The following is a 15,017-nucleotide window of genomic DNA, read 5'->3' as shown; positions in this document are numbered from 1 at the left end:
GAAGGCGGACAGCAGGCGTGAGCGAGCAGTCCCTCCGGCAAGAAGTACGCCACCAGCCCCCCACCGACCCGCCCCAGCAGCACATCGACGCGGGCGACGCCGGGTACAGCAAGTCCCTCAAGGCCCGGCATGTCAACATGATCGCCATCGGCGGCGCCATCGGCACCGGGCTCTTCCTCGGCGCGGGCGGACGGCTCAAGGACGCCGGCCCGTCCCTCGCCGTGGCCTACGCGATCTGCGGCATCTTCGCCTTCCTGGTGGTGCGGGCCCTGGGTGAGCTGGTGCTGCACCGGCCGTCCTCCGGCGCGTTCGTCTCCTACGCCCGTGAATTCCTCGGTGAGAAGGGCGCCTTCGTCGCCGGATGGATGTACTTCCTGAACTGGGCCACCACCGGCATCGCCGATATCACCGCCGTCGCCACCTACACCCACTACTGGGGCATGTTCACCGACATTCCCCAGTGGGTGATCGCCCTCATCGCGCTCGCGGTCGTGCTCTCGGTCAACCTCATCTCCGTGAAGTTCTTCGGTGAGATGGAGTTCTGGTTCGCCATCATCAAGGTCGGCGCGCTGGTCGCCTTCATGGCCATCGGCATCTTCCTGCTGGTCACCCGGGAGCAGGTGGCCGGTCACAGCACCGGCCCGAGCCTGATCACCGAGCACGGCGGGGTGTTCCCGCACGGTGCGCTCCCGATGCTGCTGGTCATCCAGGGCGTGGTCTTCGCCTACGCCTCCGTCGAACTCGTGGGCGTCGCCGCGGGCGAGACCCAGAACCCCGAGAAGATCATGCCCAAGGCGATCAACTCCATCATGTGGCGGGTCGCCCTGTTCTACGTCGGCTCCGTGGTGCTGCTCTCCCTGCTGATGCCCGCCGGCTCCTACTCCGCCGACGAGAGCCCGTTCGTCACCGTACTGTCCAAGCTGGGTGTACCGGCGGCCGGCGGAGTGATGAACCTCGTGGTGCTCACCGCCGCCATGTCCAGCCTCAACTCCGGTCTCTACTCCACCGGCCGGATTCTGCGCTCGATGGCCATGTCCGGTTCCGCGCCCAAGTTCACCGGCGCGATGAGCCGCACCCACGTCCCCTATGGCGGCATCCTCCTCACCGCCTTCTTCTGTGTGCTGGGCGTCGGCCTCAACTACGTGGTGCCCAGCGACGCGTTCGAGATCGTGCTCAACTTCGCCGCCATCGGCATCCTCGCCACCTGGGGCATGATCATGCTCTGCCATCTGCTGTTCTGGCGGCGCACCCGGTCCGGTCAACTGGCCCGGCCCGGCTACCAGCTGCCCGGCTCCCCGTACACCGAGATCGTCACCCTGGGCTTCCTCGCCTCCGTCCTGGTCCTGATGTGGGCGGACGGCGGACCCAGCCGGATCACCGTCATGGCGCTTCCGGCGATCGTGGCGGCCCTGATCATCGGCTGGTTCACGGTACGTGGCCGGGTGCGCGGCTCCCGGTGAACCACTCCTGTCAGAACCTGGAGCTCCCCGGCCGGACCACCCGGCCGGGGATCCTCCGGTCAGTCACCCCTCCGAACACGAAAGCACCGTGATGACGACCCCCCTCGGGCTGTCGACCGACACCGCCCGCCGTACCCCCGCCGAGCCCCCCGCCGTCCGTGAGCCCCGTCATGTGCCGCTGGCGCACCTCGTCCGCGGCGGAATCATCGAGGGTGTGCACCACGGCTCGGCGGTGGTCCTGGGACCCGACGGCCGGATCGCGTTCGCGACCGGTGACCCCGAGGTGGCGTTCTATCCGCGCTCCGCGCTCAAGCCCGTCCAGGCCGTCGCGCTGACCCGGGCCGGACTGCCGCTGGACGGCGAACTGCTCGCGCTCACCGCCGCCAGCCACTCCGGCCAGGAGTGCCATCAGACCGCGGCACTGCGGATCCTGGCGTGGGCCGGACTGACCGAGGACGCGCTGCGCAACGTCCCCGATCTGCCCTACGGCGCGGCCGAGCGCGAGGCATGGCTGCGCGCCGGACACGGGCCCACCCGGCTCGCCCAGAACTGCTCCGGCAAGCACGCGGCGATGCTGCTCACCGCGCGGCTCAACGACTGGCCCCTGGAGAGCTATCTCGATCCGGCCCACCCCCTCCAGCGGCTGATCGCCGACACCGTGGCGGACCTGACCGGACAGCGGGTCGCCGGGGTCACGCTCGACGGCTGCGGGGCACCGCTGTTCGCCGTCTCCCTCCACGGGCTCGCGCGGGCCGCCGCGCGGATCGCCACCGCCGCCGCGGACACCCCCGAAGGCCGGGTCGCCGCCGCCCTGCGGGCCCACCCCGAGACGCTGTCCGGCACCGGACGCGATGTCGCCCGGCTGATGAGCGCCGTGCCCGGACTGATCGCCAAGGACGGCTTCGAGGGCGTCCAGGTGGCCGCGCTGCCCGACGGCCACGCCATCGCCGTGAAGATATCCGACGGCGCCGACCGGGCCCGGATGCCGGTCACCGCGGCGCTCCTCGCCCGCTGTGGCATCGCCCCCGAGACGCTCGCCGAGTTCGCCACCGCCCCGGTGATCGGCGGCGGTACCACCGTCGGCGAGCTGCGCGCCGTCGACGCCCTCACCGCGTCGCCCGTCTGATCCGCCCCGCCGCCGCCCCGTTCCACCCCACGCCCCACCGCCACACGAGGAAGCACCGCACCGACATGACCTCCACCGTCGGCCACCGCCGCGAACACGACCTGCTGGGCGACCGCGAGGTCCCCGCCGACGCGTACTGGGGCATCCACACCCTGCGCGCCTCGGAGAACTTCCCCATCACCGGCACCCCGATCGCCGCCTATCCGCACCTCGTCAGCGCCCTGGCCGCCGTCAAGGAGGCCGCCGCCCGCGCCAACGAGGACCTCGGACTGCTCCCCCCGGCCAAGGCCGACGCCATCGCCGCCGCGTGCGAGGAGATACGCCGGGGGCTGCTGCACGACCAGTTCACCGTCGATGTGATCCAGGGCGGCGCCGGTACCTCGACCAACATGAACGCCAACGAGGTGATCGCCAACCGGGCCCTGGAACTCCTCGGCCACGCCAAGGGCGACTACCGCCACCTTCACCCCAACGAGGACGTCAACCTCAGCCAGTCCACCAACGACGTCTACCCGACCGCCGTCAAGGTCGCCACCATCATCGCGGTGCGCGAACTCCACACCGCCATGGAGACGTTGCGCGGAGCGTTCGCCGCCAAGGCCGAGGAGTTCCGCGACATCCTCAAGATGGGGCGCACCCAGTTGCAGGACGCGGTGCCGATGACCCTCGGCCAGGAGTTCTCCGCCTACGCGGTGATGCTGGAGGAGGACCAGAGCCGGCTGCTGGAGGCCGTCGGTCTGGTGCACGAGATCAACCTCGGCGCGACCGCGATCGGCACCGGTCTCAACGCGCCCGCGGGCTACGCCGAGGCGGCCCGCGGCCACCTGGCGGACATCACCGGACTGCCCCTGGTCACCGCCGCCAACCTGGTGGAGGCCACCCAGGACTGCGGCGCCTTCGTCCAGCTGTCCGGTGTCCTCAAGCGCATCGCCGTCAAGCTCTCCAAGAGCTGCAACGATCTGCGGCTGCTCTCCTCCGGACCACGCGCCGGTCTTGGCGAGATCAACCTGCCCCCGATGCAGGCCGGTTCCAGCATCATGCCCGGCAAGGTCAACCCGGTCATCCCCGAGGTCGTCAACCAGGTCGCCTTCGAGGTGATCGGCAACGACGTGGCCATCACCATGGCCGCCGAGGCCGGACAACTCCAGCTCAACGCCTTCGAGCCGATCATCCTGCACTCCCTCTCGGAGAGCATCACCCATCTGCGCGCGGCCTGCCTGGTCCTCGCCGAGCGCTGCGTCGTGGGCATCACCGCCAACACCGACCAGCTGCGCGCCACCGTCGAGAACTCCATCGGCCTGGTCACCGCGCTCAACCCGCACATCGGCTACAGCGCCGCCACCAGCATCGCCAAGGAGGCCCTGGCCACCGGCCGCGGTGTCGCCGAACTCGTCCTGGAGAAGGGCCTGCTGCCCCCGGACCGGCTCGCCGCCGTCCTGCGCCCGGAGGAGGTCGCCGGACAGCGCTGAGGCGCGTCAAGTCCCGGTGTCACTCCCTGCCGCCCCGCAGCCGGACCACCGCCGGGGCCGCGCTGAGCGGCAGCAGATCCCGGGGCCGGTCCGGCCGGGTCACCTCCAGGAGGATCCCGTCGGCGATGCGGTACGGGCGGTGCGCCAGCACCGCCCCCAGCCCGCGGCGCAGCCGGGACATCGCGGCCCGTACGGTCACCGTGCGCGTCGGATCGCCGAACAGGTCCTGGGCGAGCTGCGCCGCCGTACGCCCCTCGGGGTGTGCGGCCAGGACCAACAGCACTTCGGCGTGGCGGGGGCTGAGCTGATGGGTCCAGGCGCCCGCCGGGCCCGCGAACGTCAGCGACCAGTGGTGCGGATGGCGTACGTCCAGCAGCAGACGGCCGGCGCCCGCCGGGGTGCCGTCCTCGCCGTACTCGCCCTCCAGGACCCGCAACAGATGCCCGCCCGGGAGCGGTTCGACCGCGCAGGTGCCCAGCGCGGGCAGCCACACCGCACCGTCGGCCGCCGCCTTCGGCAGCAGCAGCCGGCGGTCCTGCGGGTTCACCCCGGTGACCCCGGCGACCCAGCCGTGCGGATCGACCGCGACGGCCTTGCCCTGGAGTCGGGCGAGCACCGGCGCGGCGACCGCGCGGAGCCGGTCCAGCTCCCGGCTGTGGGCCAGCCGCAGTTCGCCCTCGGCCCACCGGGCGGTCGCGGTGACCAGGGAGAGCACGGTCGGATGTGCGGTGGGGGCCGGTCCGCTGATGTCGATGACTCCCAGCAGCCGGCCGTCCCGGGGGTCGCGCACCGGGGCGGCGGCGCAGCTCCAGGTGTGGAAGGCGCGGACGAAGTGCTCCGCCGAGTGCACCCGGACCGGGGCGCGGACGGCGAGCGCGGTGCCGATCCCGGTCGTCCCGGTGACCTCCTCGGCCCACTGCGAACCCTCGATCAGCGCGATGCCGTCGGCGTGGCGGCGGATTCCGCGGTGGCCGTCGATCCACAGGATCCGCCCCTCCGCATCGGCGATGATCATGAGATGGCCGGCCGCCTCCGCCGCCTCCAGCAGCCCGCTGTGCAGTGTGGGCAGCACATCGGCGAGCCGGGTCTGCTGCCGCCGCCGCTCCAGCTCGTCCAGGCTCAGCGGACGCGGGGTGCCCCCGCGGTCCGGATCGAGCCCCAGCCGGAGCATCCGGTCCCAGGACTCGCCGATCACCGGGCGTGCGGGCAGCGGGAGTTGGCCACGGCTCAGGGCGGTGTCACGCATGACCGCCATCAGCCGGGCCGATTCGGCCGGACTCAGCGCGGCCAGGGGATCGGCGTGGCGCGGGTGCTGGATTCGCATGGGTTGCGGCCTTTCGTCACACCGCGGCCCGCCACGGCGGCGGGCGGGGTGTCCGCCTGCCGCCGGGTGTCGTGGTGCAGCCTCGAATCCGTGCTGAACAGGGCTTCGTTCTCTCCGCGATTGTAAGGTGGCCGCCGCCGCGGAGCGCACCGCGCGCCGCCCGGATCCGGCCCGGTCATGGGACCGCGCGGCCGCGGACCGCCCGGACCGGTGCACAAGATCGACCGGATGGGTGACCGGACCGGCGTACGGGAGCGAACCGGGAACGTCCCGGGGGCAACCGCCGTTCAGGGGGGGGTGCGGACCGGCGCCGATCCCGTCATGTGGACAGATGGCAACCACGGGGTGACGCGTCGTAAGCTGTCCGTCATCGGCAGCTGGTGGGAGGTCATGTTGTCGCAAGGGGGGCCTGCTCGGGCCACGCTCACCGCCCTGCTGGCGAAGCTCTATCCGGAGGCACGATCGGTGCGGCGGGTGCTGGACGCCGCCGACATCCCGGCCGGAATGGTGGACTTCGGCGGGGGCGCGCTCGACATGTGGCACGCGGTGCTGCGCGAGGCGGACAACCGGAGCAGGCTCGAGGGCCTGTTGACGGTCGCCGTCAGTGAGTTCCCGGAGAACGCCGAGCTGCGTGCGGCGCTGGCCGGCCGGCTCGGCCGGTCCGCCGCGCCCGCCGCGTCGGACCTGGGCGCCCCGGTCACGGCCACCCACGCCGAGAAGCTGATGGGAAGCCAGAGCACGCTGCTGCCGCTGGCCTTCCTGGAGCACGGGGTGCGGGCCGCCCGCTGTGTCGGACTGCTGCGCGGACCGGTGGAGGCCCTGGGCACCGGCTTCCTCGTGGCCGGAGACTTCGTGGTCACCAACCACCATGTGCTGCCGGACGCGGAGACGGCCGCCACCGCCCGGATCGTCCTCGGCTACCAGGAGCGGCCGGACGGCGAGATCGACGGGGGCCGGAGCTTCGCCCTCGACCCCGGCCTCGGCTTCGCCACCTCCGAGGACCACGATCTGACCGTGGTGCGCTCCCGCGACCCGCTGAACGCCGAATGGGGCGCCCTGGAGCTCGCCCCCTCCGGCGCCGGGACCCCTCACCGGCTCAATATCGTCCAGCACCCCGCGGGCGGTCCCAAGAAGGTCGCGCTGTACCACAACGTGGTCAGCCACAGCGATGAGAACCGCCTGCTGTACTTCACCGACACCCTGCCCGGCTCCTCCGGCTCCCCGGCCTTCGACGACCAGTGGCGGGTCGCCGCCGTCCACCGCGCGGGTGGCCATCTCCGGTCCCCGGACGGCACCGGCCACGTCTACAGCAACGAGGGCGTACCGGTGCGCAGGCTGGTCGAACTGCTCGCCACCGCCGCCTCCTGAGAGCACATGCCCGTGGCGACCCCGATCGAACGCGTCCCATCGAACGTGGCCGGTCTCGTGGCCGAAGCGGCGCGTACCCGCTGGTGTGGTCGCTTCGCCAAGGAGCTGGCCGAGCGCTTCGGCACCGCCGCCGAGGCCGAATTCGTGCTCGCCCAGGCCGGATTCGAGGTGGTGTGGCCCGCCGGGGGGCCCGGTCCGCTCCAGGCGGCGCTGGACCGAGTGCTGCGGCGCCATGTGCACAACCCCGATGCCATGGAGCGGCTGTTCGCCGCGCTGGAGTTCCAGTACGGCGAGCAGCGCTGGCACACCACGCAACGGCAGCGCTACCAGGCGATCCAGGCCGAGCGCTGGGGCCTGCTCCCGGCCGTCGCCCCCGGGCTGCTCGACGCGCGGGAGCGCGCCGACCTGGACACCTTGCTGGGCGACCCGGGGTGTCCCACCGAGCCCGGCGAGCTGTGCGAGGTGCTGTGGGCGGCGGCCTCCTCCCTGGGGCTCCCGGCCGCCCGGGACGGGCTGCTGACCGCGGAGCAGACCGGGACGGTGACCGCGCTGGTCGAGGAGCTGGACACGCGCAACAGCCCGGCCGGACGAGTGCCCCCGCTGCTGGTCTTCCTCGAACATCTCGCTGCTCGCGCCGAGGACATGGCCCGCGACGATCTGCGGGTCTGGATCGACGCCGTGGCCCACGCCCGCGCCGACCGGGTGCCCAAGGGCCGGCTCGCCGAGGAGCGTGCCGCGGCCGACGCGGCGGCCTCGGTGTCCGACTCCTGCCATGCCTCCCTGACCAGCTGTCTGATCCGGGTCGAGGGCTCAGGCCCGGGAGCCGGCCGGTACCGGCTCGCCGCCTGGCTCTACCGCCGGGGCCGCTGCCTGGGCATCAAGGTCCAGGACGACACCGTGTACACCGCGGCCGAGATCCCCGGCGGCGCCGAGGAGTTGATCGCCCGGCTCCAGCCGTATGTCCAGCATCTCGACCCCGAGACCCTCACCTTCGAGTTCCTGCTGCCCTGGGAGGCGCTCGGCTGGCCGGTGGACGAGTGGAATCTGCGCGGCGGCGGACCGCTGGCCGTGGCGCGTCCCATCGGCCGCTACGGCCTGGTGGTCGTCCGCTCCCTGGACCGGCTGCGTGACGGCTGGTCCACCTCCCAGTGGACGGCGCGCTGGGAGCGGCTGGACGGGCGGTCCGCCGCCGACGACCCACCGCCCCGGGCCTGTTGGCTGGACGGCGACGGCACCCCGGCGGACGAGGCCGACGACCGGCCCGAGGACGACTCCCGCCCGCTGGTGGCGGACATGGCGTCGCCCCAGGCGCTGGCGGCCGAGGTCGCCTCCCGCAAGGACATCAGCTGTCTGATCGTGACCTACCCCTATCCACATCCGGCCACCGCGGTACCGGACGCCCTGCTGTCCGCCATTCAGGAGGGCGTACCGGCCGCCGTGTGGTGGCGCGGCCACCGGGACGACAGCGTCCCGCCCGGCCGCGCCCGGCGCGTCGCCGCGCTGGCCGAGGCGGGCGCGGGTCTGTCCGGTCTGCCCGCCACGGTGCTGACGTTGCGCCAGGAAGCCGCCCGGTGTGGCGACGGGGGCCACGACGGCACCGGCATCGCGGTGTTGTGGGACAACCCGGGCTGGCATCCCGAACGGCTCAGAAGACTCGGCGGCCCCAGGGCCCACAGAGGAGGCAACGGATGATCCCCGAAGACCAGCAGTCGCCCGCCGAGGCGCCCGGGACGGGGGCCGTGGTACCTCCGGCACGAGCCGGGACGGACCAGGTGGCGGCGGTGCCGAGCTGGTGGATCTACTACGGCGACGGCGTCCGCCGCACCGGCTGGACCCCGCCCGCGGCACCGCCCTGGCGCCGCTTCGACGGCAAACGGCCGGTACCCGACGAGGAGGCCGTGGACGCCGCCGCGGACTCCGCCGCCCGCGGCGAGGAACCGGCGGTGGACAGCTGCGCCCGCCACCGCGAGGAGAGCCCCGGCTCGGCCGACATCGTCACCACCTACCGCGCGGAGCCCCAGGAGGCCCGTATGGTCAACGCCGCGCTCCATCTGCGCCGTCCGCTCCTGGTCACCGGCAAACCAGGGACCGGCAAGTCCAGCCTCGCCCGCGGCATCGCCCATGAACTGGACCTCGGCCGGGTGCTGCGCTGGTCGGTCACCAGCCGTACGACGCTCCTGGACGGGCTGTACGCGTATGACGCCATCGGCCGCCTCCAGGACGAGAAGCACCAGGGGAAGCGGCCCGACGACATCGGCAGGTACGTACGCCTCGGACCGCTCGGCACCGCCCTGCTGCCCTCCGACCGCCCCCGTGTGCTGCTCATCGACGAGCTGGACAAGGGCGATGTCGATCTGCCCAACGACCTTCTCTCGGTGCTGGAGGAGGGGGAGTTCCCCATCCCCGAACTCCAGCGGTACCCCCAGTGCGACGTCCGGGTGATGACCGACGACGGGTGCCGGGAGCCGGTCCGGCACGGGAAGGTGCGCTGCGCGGAGTTCCCCGTGGTGGTGCTCACCAGCAACGGCGAGCGGGAGTTCCCGCCCGCGTTCGTCCGCCGCTGCGTCCGGCTGGACATCGCTCCCCCCTCCCGGAAGAAGCTGGAACGCATCGTCGAGGCCCACCTCGGCCCGGAGGTGCTGCGCGCCTCGGCCGGACGTCTCGAGGAGTTCGCGGACGACCTCGAAAAGGGCCGGAAGCTGCTGGCCACCGACCAACTGCTCAACACCCTCCAGATGGAGAGCGCCACCGAGCACACCGACGACCCCGAGTGGCCCGCCGTGCTGGCGGCACTCCTCCGTCCGCTGAACGACACGGCATGACCGACCTCATCCATCTCCTCGCGCTGGCACGGGAGTTGAGCGGCGACGAGGACCTGACCGCCCGCGAGCTGGCCGAACTGCTCTGGCTGGCGGAGGAGGTCCGGGCCACCCGGCAGCCTGCCGCGGAACCGGTGGACCCGCCGCCCGGCGAGCCGCCCGCACCACCACCTCCGCCACCGGCCCCGCCACCGGTGGCCGAGGAGCCGTCCGAGGAAGCCACGGAGGACGTCACACCGGAGGAGGAACCCGCCGAGCCGCTCCGGCCGTCCGCCACCCCGCTCCACAGCCCCGCCGCGTCCGGGCCCACGGGCGCGAGCGAGCACGGCGGCGGCGCGAAGGCCACGCCCCTTCCGCTGCGTCAGCCCTCCGCGCTTCCGCACCGGCTGGAGCTGGCCCGTTCCCTGCGTCCGCTCAAGCGGCGGGTGCCCGCCCCCGGCCGCCGGGTTCTGGACGAGCCCCTGACCGCGGACCGCTCCGCCCGCGCCCGCCGCCCGCTCCCGGCGCTGTGCCACGCCTCCGAACGCTGGCTGGAGCTGGCCCTGGTGGTGGACGAGAGCGTGTCCATGTCCGTGTGGCGCCGTACGGTGGACGACTTCCGCGCGCTCGTCGAGGGACACGGAGCCTTCCGGGACGTACGGATGTGGCGCTTCGACGCCGACGAGCCCGAGCTCGTCCTCCGCTACGGCCCGTGCGGAGGCGACGGACACACCACCCCGGGGGCCGAGGGGCGCAAACCGGCCGAGCTCCACGACCCCGCGCACCGCCGTCTGATCCTCGTCGTCACCGACGGCCTGGGGGAGTTGTGGGGCACCCCGGCCATGACCCGGACCTTACGGCAGTGGGCGCGCCGGGCCTCCCTGACCGTGGTGCAGGTGCTGCCCCCCGAACTGTGGCACCGCACCTGGCTGCCACCGGTCCGCGCCGCGCTGCGCGCCACCGGACCGGCTCGGCTGACCGTACGTCCCCTGGGCCCCGGCGGCACCCTCGGCTCGGGCGGCGGCCGCTCCGCACCGGACCTGGTGCCGCTGGTCACCCTGGACCCGGAGTGGCTGCGTCCCTGGGCCCAGGCGGTGTCCGGCAGCCGCACCACCTGGCGCCCCGGGTCCGCGGTGGACCTCGCCAAGACCCCGTCGCACGGCGAGCCCGATCCGGTGACCCATCCGGTTCCGGACCACGAGACGTCGGCGGCCGCACGGGTGGAGGACTTCCGCACCTGGGCGACGCCCGGCGCGATGGAGCTGGCGTTCCTGCTCTCCGCGGCCCCGCTGACCCTGCCGCTGATGCGCTGGCTCCAGCAGACCCTGCTGCCCGCCACCGGCCCGGCGCAGCTCGCCGAGGTCTTCCTCTCCGGTCTGCTGGTCCGCAACGCCGAGCGCCACCGGGGCGAGAACCCCGACCGGGTGGTGTACGAATACCGTGCCGGGGTTCGCGACGAACTGGCCTCCGGGCTCACCCGCACCCGTGCCTACCAGGTGCTCACCACCCTCATCCGGGCCCCCGAGGCGCTGGCCGAACCCTTCGGCGGCTCACTGGACTTCCGTGTCCTGGCCGCCGACCCCACCGGCTCGCTCGAACTCGCCGACGGCCGGGTGTTCGCCACTGTGGCCGCCTCGGTGCTCGGCGGCCTCGGCGGTGAACTCACCGCCTACGCGCAGCGGATCGACACCGCGCTGCGGGACGTCGAGACGCCGCAGGAGCCCGAGCCCGCCGACGACGAGCCGCGCGGACGGGTCTGTGTGGCCGCCGCCCAGGTGGACGGGGGCGATGTGGCGGTCACCTCCGCGGGCGGCGAGCTGTGGATCTGGGACCTGACCACCGGCCGGGGCCGGTTGGCCGCCCACGGCGGAGAGACGGCCGTCACCGCCCTGGTGTGCGCCTGCACGGCGACGGGACGGGCGATGGCGGTGGTGCTGTACGCGGATGGTGTCCTGGCCGCGGTGGACCTCACCGCCCAGATGGGGCGGGAAGCGTGGCGGCGGGGGGCGGGCGCCCGGCCCGGGGTGCTGGCCTGCGGTGAGGTCGCGGGCCAGCGGATCGTGGCCGTGGCCGGGCCCGACGGGATCGATCTGTACGACCTGGCCAGCGGGGTGCCGTTCCTGCCCACCGTGCCGGTCGCGGAGGACGTCCGGGCGCTGGCGGTGCTGACGGCTGACGGCCGTTCCCAGCTGTTCACCGGGGACACCGAGGGTGTGGTGCGGGACCGTTTCCTGAGGCCGGGCGGCATGGGGGTGTCCCCTGCGGTGAGCGGCCCGGTGGGGCGGCGCCACTTCCTCAGCTTCGCCCCCGGGACCTCGGAGGACGAATCCACCGCCGCCGCCCGCCGCGAACTCGCTGCGGCCTTCCGGGAGTTCGGCTGTCACACCCACGTCGTCACCGATGTGCCGGAGCGGGAATTCCCGAGGATGATCGACGAGATCACCTCGGGGTTCGGCGAAGCGGACGTCGTGATCGTCCATATCGCGGGCCATCTGGCGGCGGACACCGACGGGCTGCTGGGGCTCGTAGGCCCGGACCGGGGCGGCGGGCGGTGGATACTGATCGCCGACGGCTGCCAGGAGGTCGCCGAAGACCGTTTCCCCGTCCTCGACGTCGACACCCTCATGGTCCCCGCGCCGGGGGTTGGTACGGGGAGGCTCACCCGTGTGCTCACCGAGGCACTGCGCCTTCTCGCGTCCGGACGCCGGAGAGCGCCGCGTGACGAGCCGTACATCCCGCTCAGGGATGTGGTGGAGGTCATGAATCTGCTGACCGAGGACGGCCCCTCGCCCGGTCCGGTGCTGCGTCTGCGGTACACCCGCGGACTGCCCGACGCGTTCCTGCCCAACCCCGGCTATGAACCGTCGGCGGAGACGGATGTCCCCGACCGCACCTTGTGGAGGTATCCGCGGGACGCGCCCACGTTCCGGACCCTGACCGGATGGGTCGGCAACCCCGCCGTCTATCCACGGATGGCACTGGTGCTCGGCCCCGCGGCCAGTGGCAAGACCACCTTGGTGGCCACGGTGATGAGCTGGGTGCGGGAGAGCCCCGGCTGCCCCGCGGCCTTCATGGTGTCGGCCTGGGGGGCCACCAGCACGGCTCTGACGGAGCTGCTGGCCGCGCACTTCGGCGCGACGGACGAATCGCCCTGCGGGGTGGACCAGTTGGTGGCGCGCCTCCGCCACCGAGGGGACCAGCCCCTCGTCGTGGTGGACGCCCTGGACGAGACGCCGTACGCCCGCGCCATCGTGCGGGAACTGCTGCTGCCGCTGCTCGACTCCGGTGTGTGCCGACTGCTCGTCGCGTCCCGCGCGGGTCGCCACACCAGGGAGCTGACGGAGAACGACCGGCCGGTGCTCACCGTCCGCCTCACCGCCACCCGTGATATGCGGCGTCGTGCGCTGCGCAATGTGTGTGAGGAGATGCTCGGTTCGGCCTCCTTCTACCGCCGCCGGGACGACGCGCCCGTGCGCCGGGCGTTCAGCGAGGCCGTGGCCACCACCCTGGTCGAGCGGAGCGCCCCCACGGAACAGATCGTCGTCGCGCGCGCCTTCGCCGGTTTCATCGCCTCCCGGGGCGAGCCGCTGGAGGATGCCACCGAGGCGGAGTGGGTCGGATCCGGGGTGCCGAGGACCCTGTCCGACGTGGTGCAACTGCTGCTCGCCGACGCCCGCAGCCCCTGGACCAGGCTGGTGCTCAAAATCCTGGCGGAGAGCAAGAGCGGGGGACTGGCCGACACCGAGATCCAGCGCCGCTGCGCGGCGTTCGGCGGCGCACCGCCCTCGCTCTACGAGGTGCGGGAGGCGCTGGTGCCGATCCGGGGACTGGTCAACACCACCGTGGACGCACACGGAACCGCCCGGTACCGCGTGGTCAATGTCGCCGTCGCGAACCGCGTACGCACCGCGCGGACCGCCGATCCCGACCTGGCGTGCGATCCGTTCCCGGTGCGCCCCTGGTCCGCACCGTCCACGCTGGCCCGGCAGCCGGGCGCTGCCCTCACCCTGGCGGTCGACGATCGGTCTCCCGCCACGCTGGTGTTCACCGGACCCGGAGGGCCGTTCCTGTCCTACCAGGTCGGCCGGGGAGGGGATCGGCTGCGTTCTGTGCACCTCACGCCTGGTGAGGAATTCCTTCCCCATCTGGGGTTCGTGGAGTGGTCCGGGGTCAGGGCGGCGGTTCTGGGGTCCCGGTCGGGGCTGTCCATCGTCCCGCTGGACGGCCCGCGCGTCATCGTCTCCCGCGCTCCCGAAGGGCTCGGCGCCATCGAGGCGTTCACCGCCACCACCAGTGCCGCCGGACGGCCCGCGGCCATCACGGTGGACGGCGCGGGGATCCCGCGGGCATGGCATCTGGACAACGGCATGCCCCTGGGACGACCCTGCGCCGCCGTGCCCCGGGTGCTGTTCCTCCACCCGTCCGAGCTGGACCCCTGGACCGCCGGGCTGAGCGACGGCCTGGCCAAGGCCGGTCTCCGGCTCCCCGCGGACGATGTGGATCTGCGGACGCTGCCCTATCTGCCCGTGCTGCAACCAACCCCGGGCGAGGCCGAATCGGACACCGAGGTCCAGGCCGCGTTGTCCGCCGCGCAGCAGCAGCTGCCGGAAGGAGCCACCAGGAGCAGATTCTCGTTCCGCGGGCTGCTGAACTCCCTGACGCGGCGACTCGGTGTGTTCCCGGACTGGCTGCCCGCCGTCACCCAGGAGTTCATCACCTACCTGAACGACGACGCGTGCCGGGCGGCGGTCCGGCGCATGCTCGCCGAGGCGGTCGCCGCACAGCGGCCCCAGGTCCTGATCGCGCATGGGATGGGCTCCGTCATCGCCTACGAGGCACTGTGGGAGCGGCCCGAGCTGTCCGTGGAGCTCCTGGTCACCATGGGGACTCCGATCGGCCTGGACGCGATCTTCTCCCGGCTCGAACCCGCGCCCGTGGACGGCCGGGGGCGCAGGCCACCGGGAGTGCGGCGCTGGGTGAACCTCGACGGCCGGCTGGACCCCCTGTCCTACCGGCCGCTGACCGCGAGGTTCGACGGCGTCGCACGGGACATCTCCTGCGACGCAGCCGGGGCGCCGCTGGGCGGAGGCCGCAGGAGCTATCTGAACCACCCGGCCCTGGCGGAGGTGCTGGCCGAGGTGCTGGCCCCCTACCTCACCCCTGCCTCCCTCACCCCTGCGACAGAGAGGAACCCATGACGGACGAACAGCACCGCCCGGAACCCGAGGGGGATGTGGCGGCGCATGAATCCCACGGCGCCGGCGGCCCGTTGCTGCCGCTGCCCGGACGCTCCACCGAGTACGAGGTCTATCTCTTCCGGTGCGGGGTGTGCGGCGAGGAGAGCACGATGATGTTCATGGACGCGGGGGAGACACCCCTGTGCGGCAGGGATCCGGACCACGGGGCGACCACATGGGTGAGATGAGCCGAGCGGCACACGGTACGGCGCGAGGGCGCCGGTGAAGCTCGACA

At 72.9% G+C, this 15,017-nt stretch carries 9 protein-coding genes; 8 read left to right on the top strand and 1 reads right to left on the bottom strand.

Going from position 1 to position 15,017, the window contains the following annotated elements; translation table 11 throughout:
* The first annotated feature begins 17 nt into the window (after positions 1-17).
* From AC4BEG_RS03280 to aspA, 3 genes are all read left to right on the top strand, one after another.
* A complete protein-coding gene (locus AC4BEG_RS03280; protein WP_490704395.1) occupies positions 18-1,460 on the top strand; it encodes an amino acid permease in 1,443 nt (480 codons plus the stop codon).
* 91 nt (positions 1,461-1,551) lie between these two features.
* Positions 1,552-2,586, top strand: coding sequence for an asparaginase (locus AC4BEG_RS03275; protein WP_490706967.1), 1,035 nt, complete (start codon positions 1,552-1,554; stop codon positions 2,584-2,586).
* Between the two features lie 65 nt (positions 2,587-2,651).
* Positions 2,652-4,055, top strand: a complete 1,404-nt coding sequence (gene aspA / locus AC4BEG_RS03270) for an aspartate ammonia-lyase (RefSeq protein ID WP_490704394.1) — start codon at positions 2,652-2,654, stop codon at positions 4,053-4,055.
* Positions 4,056-4,074: 19 nt separating this feature from the next.
* Here the strand turns inward: aspA and AC4BEG_RS03265 are convergent, their stop codons facing one another.
* The gene (locus tag AC4BEG_RS03265; RefSeq protein WP_490704393.1) at positions 4,075-5,379 is read right to left on the bottom strand and encodes a helix-turn-helix domain-containing protein; all 1,305 of its coding nucleotides are present in this window, start codon (positions 5,377-5,379) and stop codon (positions 4,075-4,077) included.
* Positions 5,380-5,769: 390 nt separating this feature from the next.
* On the opposite strand from AC4BEG_RS03265, the gene AC4BEG_RS03260 reads away from it, so the two are divergent.
* From AC4BEG_RS03260 to AC4BEG_RS03240, 5 genes are all read left to right on the top strand, one after another.
* Positions 5,770-6,747: a trypsin-like peptidase domain-containing protein gene (locus AC4BEG_RS03260; RefSeq protein WP_490704392.1), complete on the top strand. Its 978-nt coding sequence runs from the start codon at positions 5,770-5,772 to the stop codon at positions 6,745-6,747.
* Positions 6,748-6,759: 12 nt separating this feature from the next.
* A complete protein-coding gene (locus AC4BEG_RS03255; RefSeq protein WP_490704391.1) occupies positions 6,760-8,439 on the top strand; it encodes a VMAP-C domain-containing protein in 1,680 nt (559 codons plus the stop codon).
* A gap of 89 nt (positions 8,440-8,528) precedes the next feature.
* Positions 8,529-9,569, top strand: a complete 1,041-nt coding sequence (locus AC4BEG_RS03250; protein ID WP_490706966.1) for an AAA family ATPase — start codon at positions 8,529-8,531, stop codon at positions 9,567-9,569.
* Entirely contained in the window at positions 9,566-14,743 is a 5,178-nt protein-coding gene (locus AC4BEG_RS03245) for an SAV_2336 N-terminal domain-related protein (protein WP_490704390.1), read from the top strand. The genes AC4BEG_RS03250 and AC4BEG_RS03245 overlap by 4 nt, the downstream gene beginning before the upstream one ends.
* Complete coding sequence (locus AC4BEG_RS03240) at positions 14,740-14,970, top strand: hypothetical protein (protein ID WP_490704389.1); 231 nt, start codon at positions 14,740-14,742, stop codon at positions 14,968-14,970. Before AC4BEG_RS03245 ends, AC4BEG_RS03240 begins: the two co-directional genes overlap by 4 nt.
* The last annotated feature ends 47 nt before the right edge of the window (positions 14,971-15,017 follow it).

The organism is Streptomyces sp. JLBJ103 (assembly GCF_058215575.1).
Note: the sequence above shows the minus strand (reverse complement) of the source record. Positions and strands in the feature narration are given on the sequence as shown.

What these genes read in the sequence shown, in the direction of transcription:
- aspA (WP_490704394.1), top strand. Translation starts at nt 2,652, where the DNA reads ATGACCTCCACCGTCGGCCACCGCCGCGAACACGACCTGCTGGGCGAC.
- AC4BEG_RS03275 (WP_490706967.1), top strand. Translation starts at nt 1,552, where the DNA reads ATGACGACCCCCCTCGGGCTGTCGACCGACACCGCCCGCCGTACCCCC.
- AC4BEG_RS03260 (WP_490704392.1), top strand. Translation starts at nt 5,770, where the DNA reads ATGTTGTCGCAAGGGGGGCCTGCTCGGGCCACGCTCACCGCCCTGCTG.
- AC4BEG_RS03240 (WP_490704389.1), top strand. Translation starts at nt 14,740, where the DNA reads ATGACGGACGAACAGCACCGCCCGGAACCCGAGGGGGATGTGGCGGCG.
- AC4BEG_RS03245 (WP_490704390.1), top strand. Translation starts at nt 9,566, where the DNA reads ATGACCGACCTCATCCATCTCCTCGCGCTGGCACGGGAGTTGAGCGGC.
- AC4BEG_RS03265 (WP_490704393.1), bottom strand. Translation starts at nt 5,379, where the DNA reads ATGCGAATCCAGCACCCGCGCCACGCCGATCCCCTGGCCGCGCTGAGT.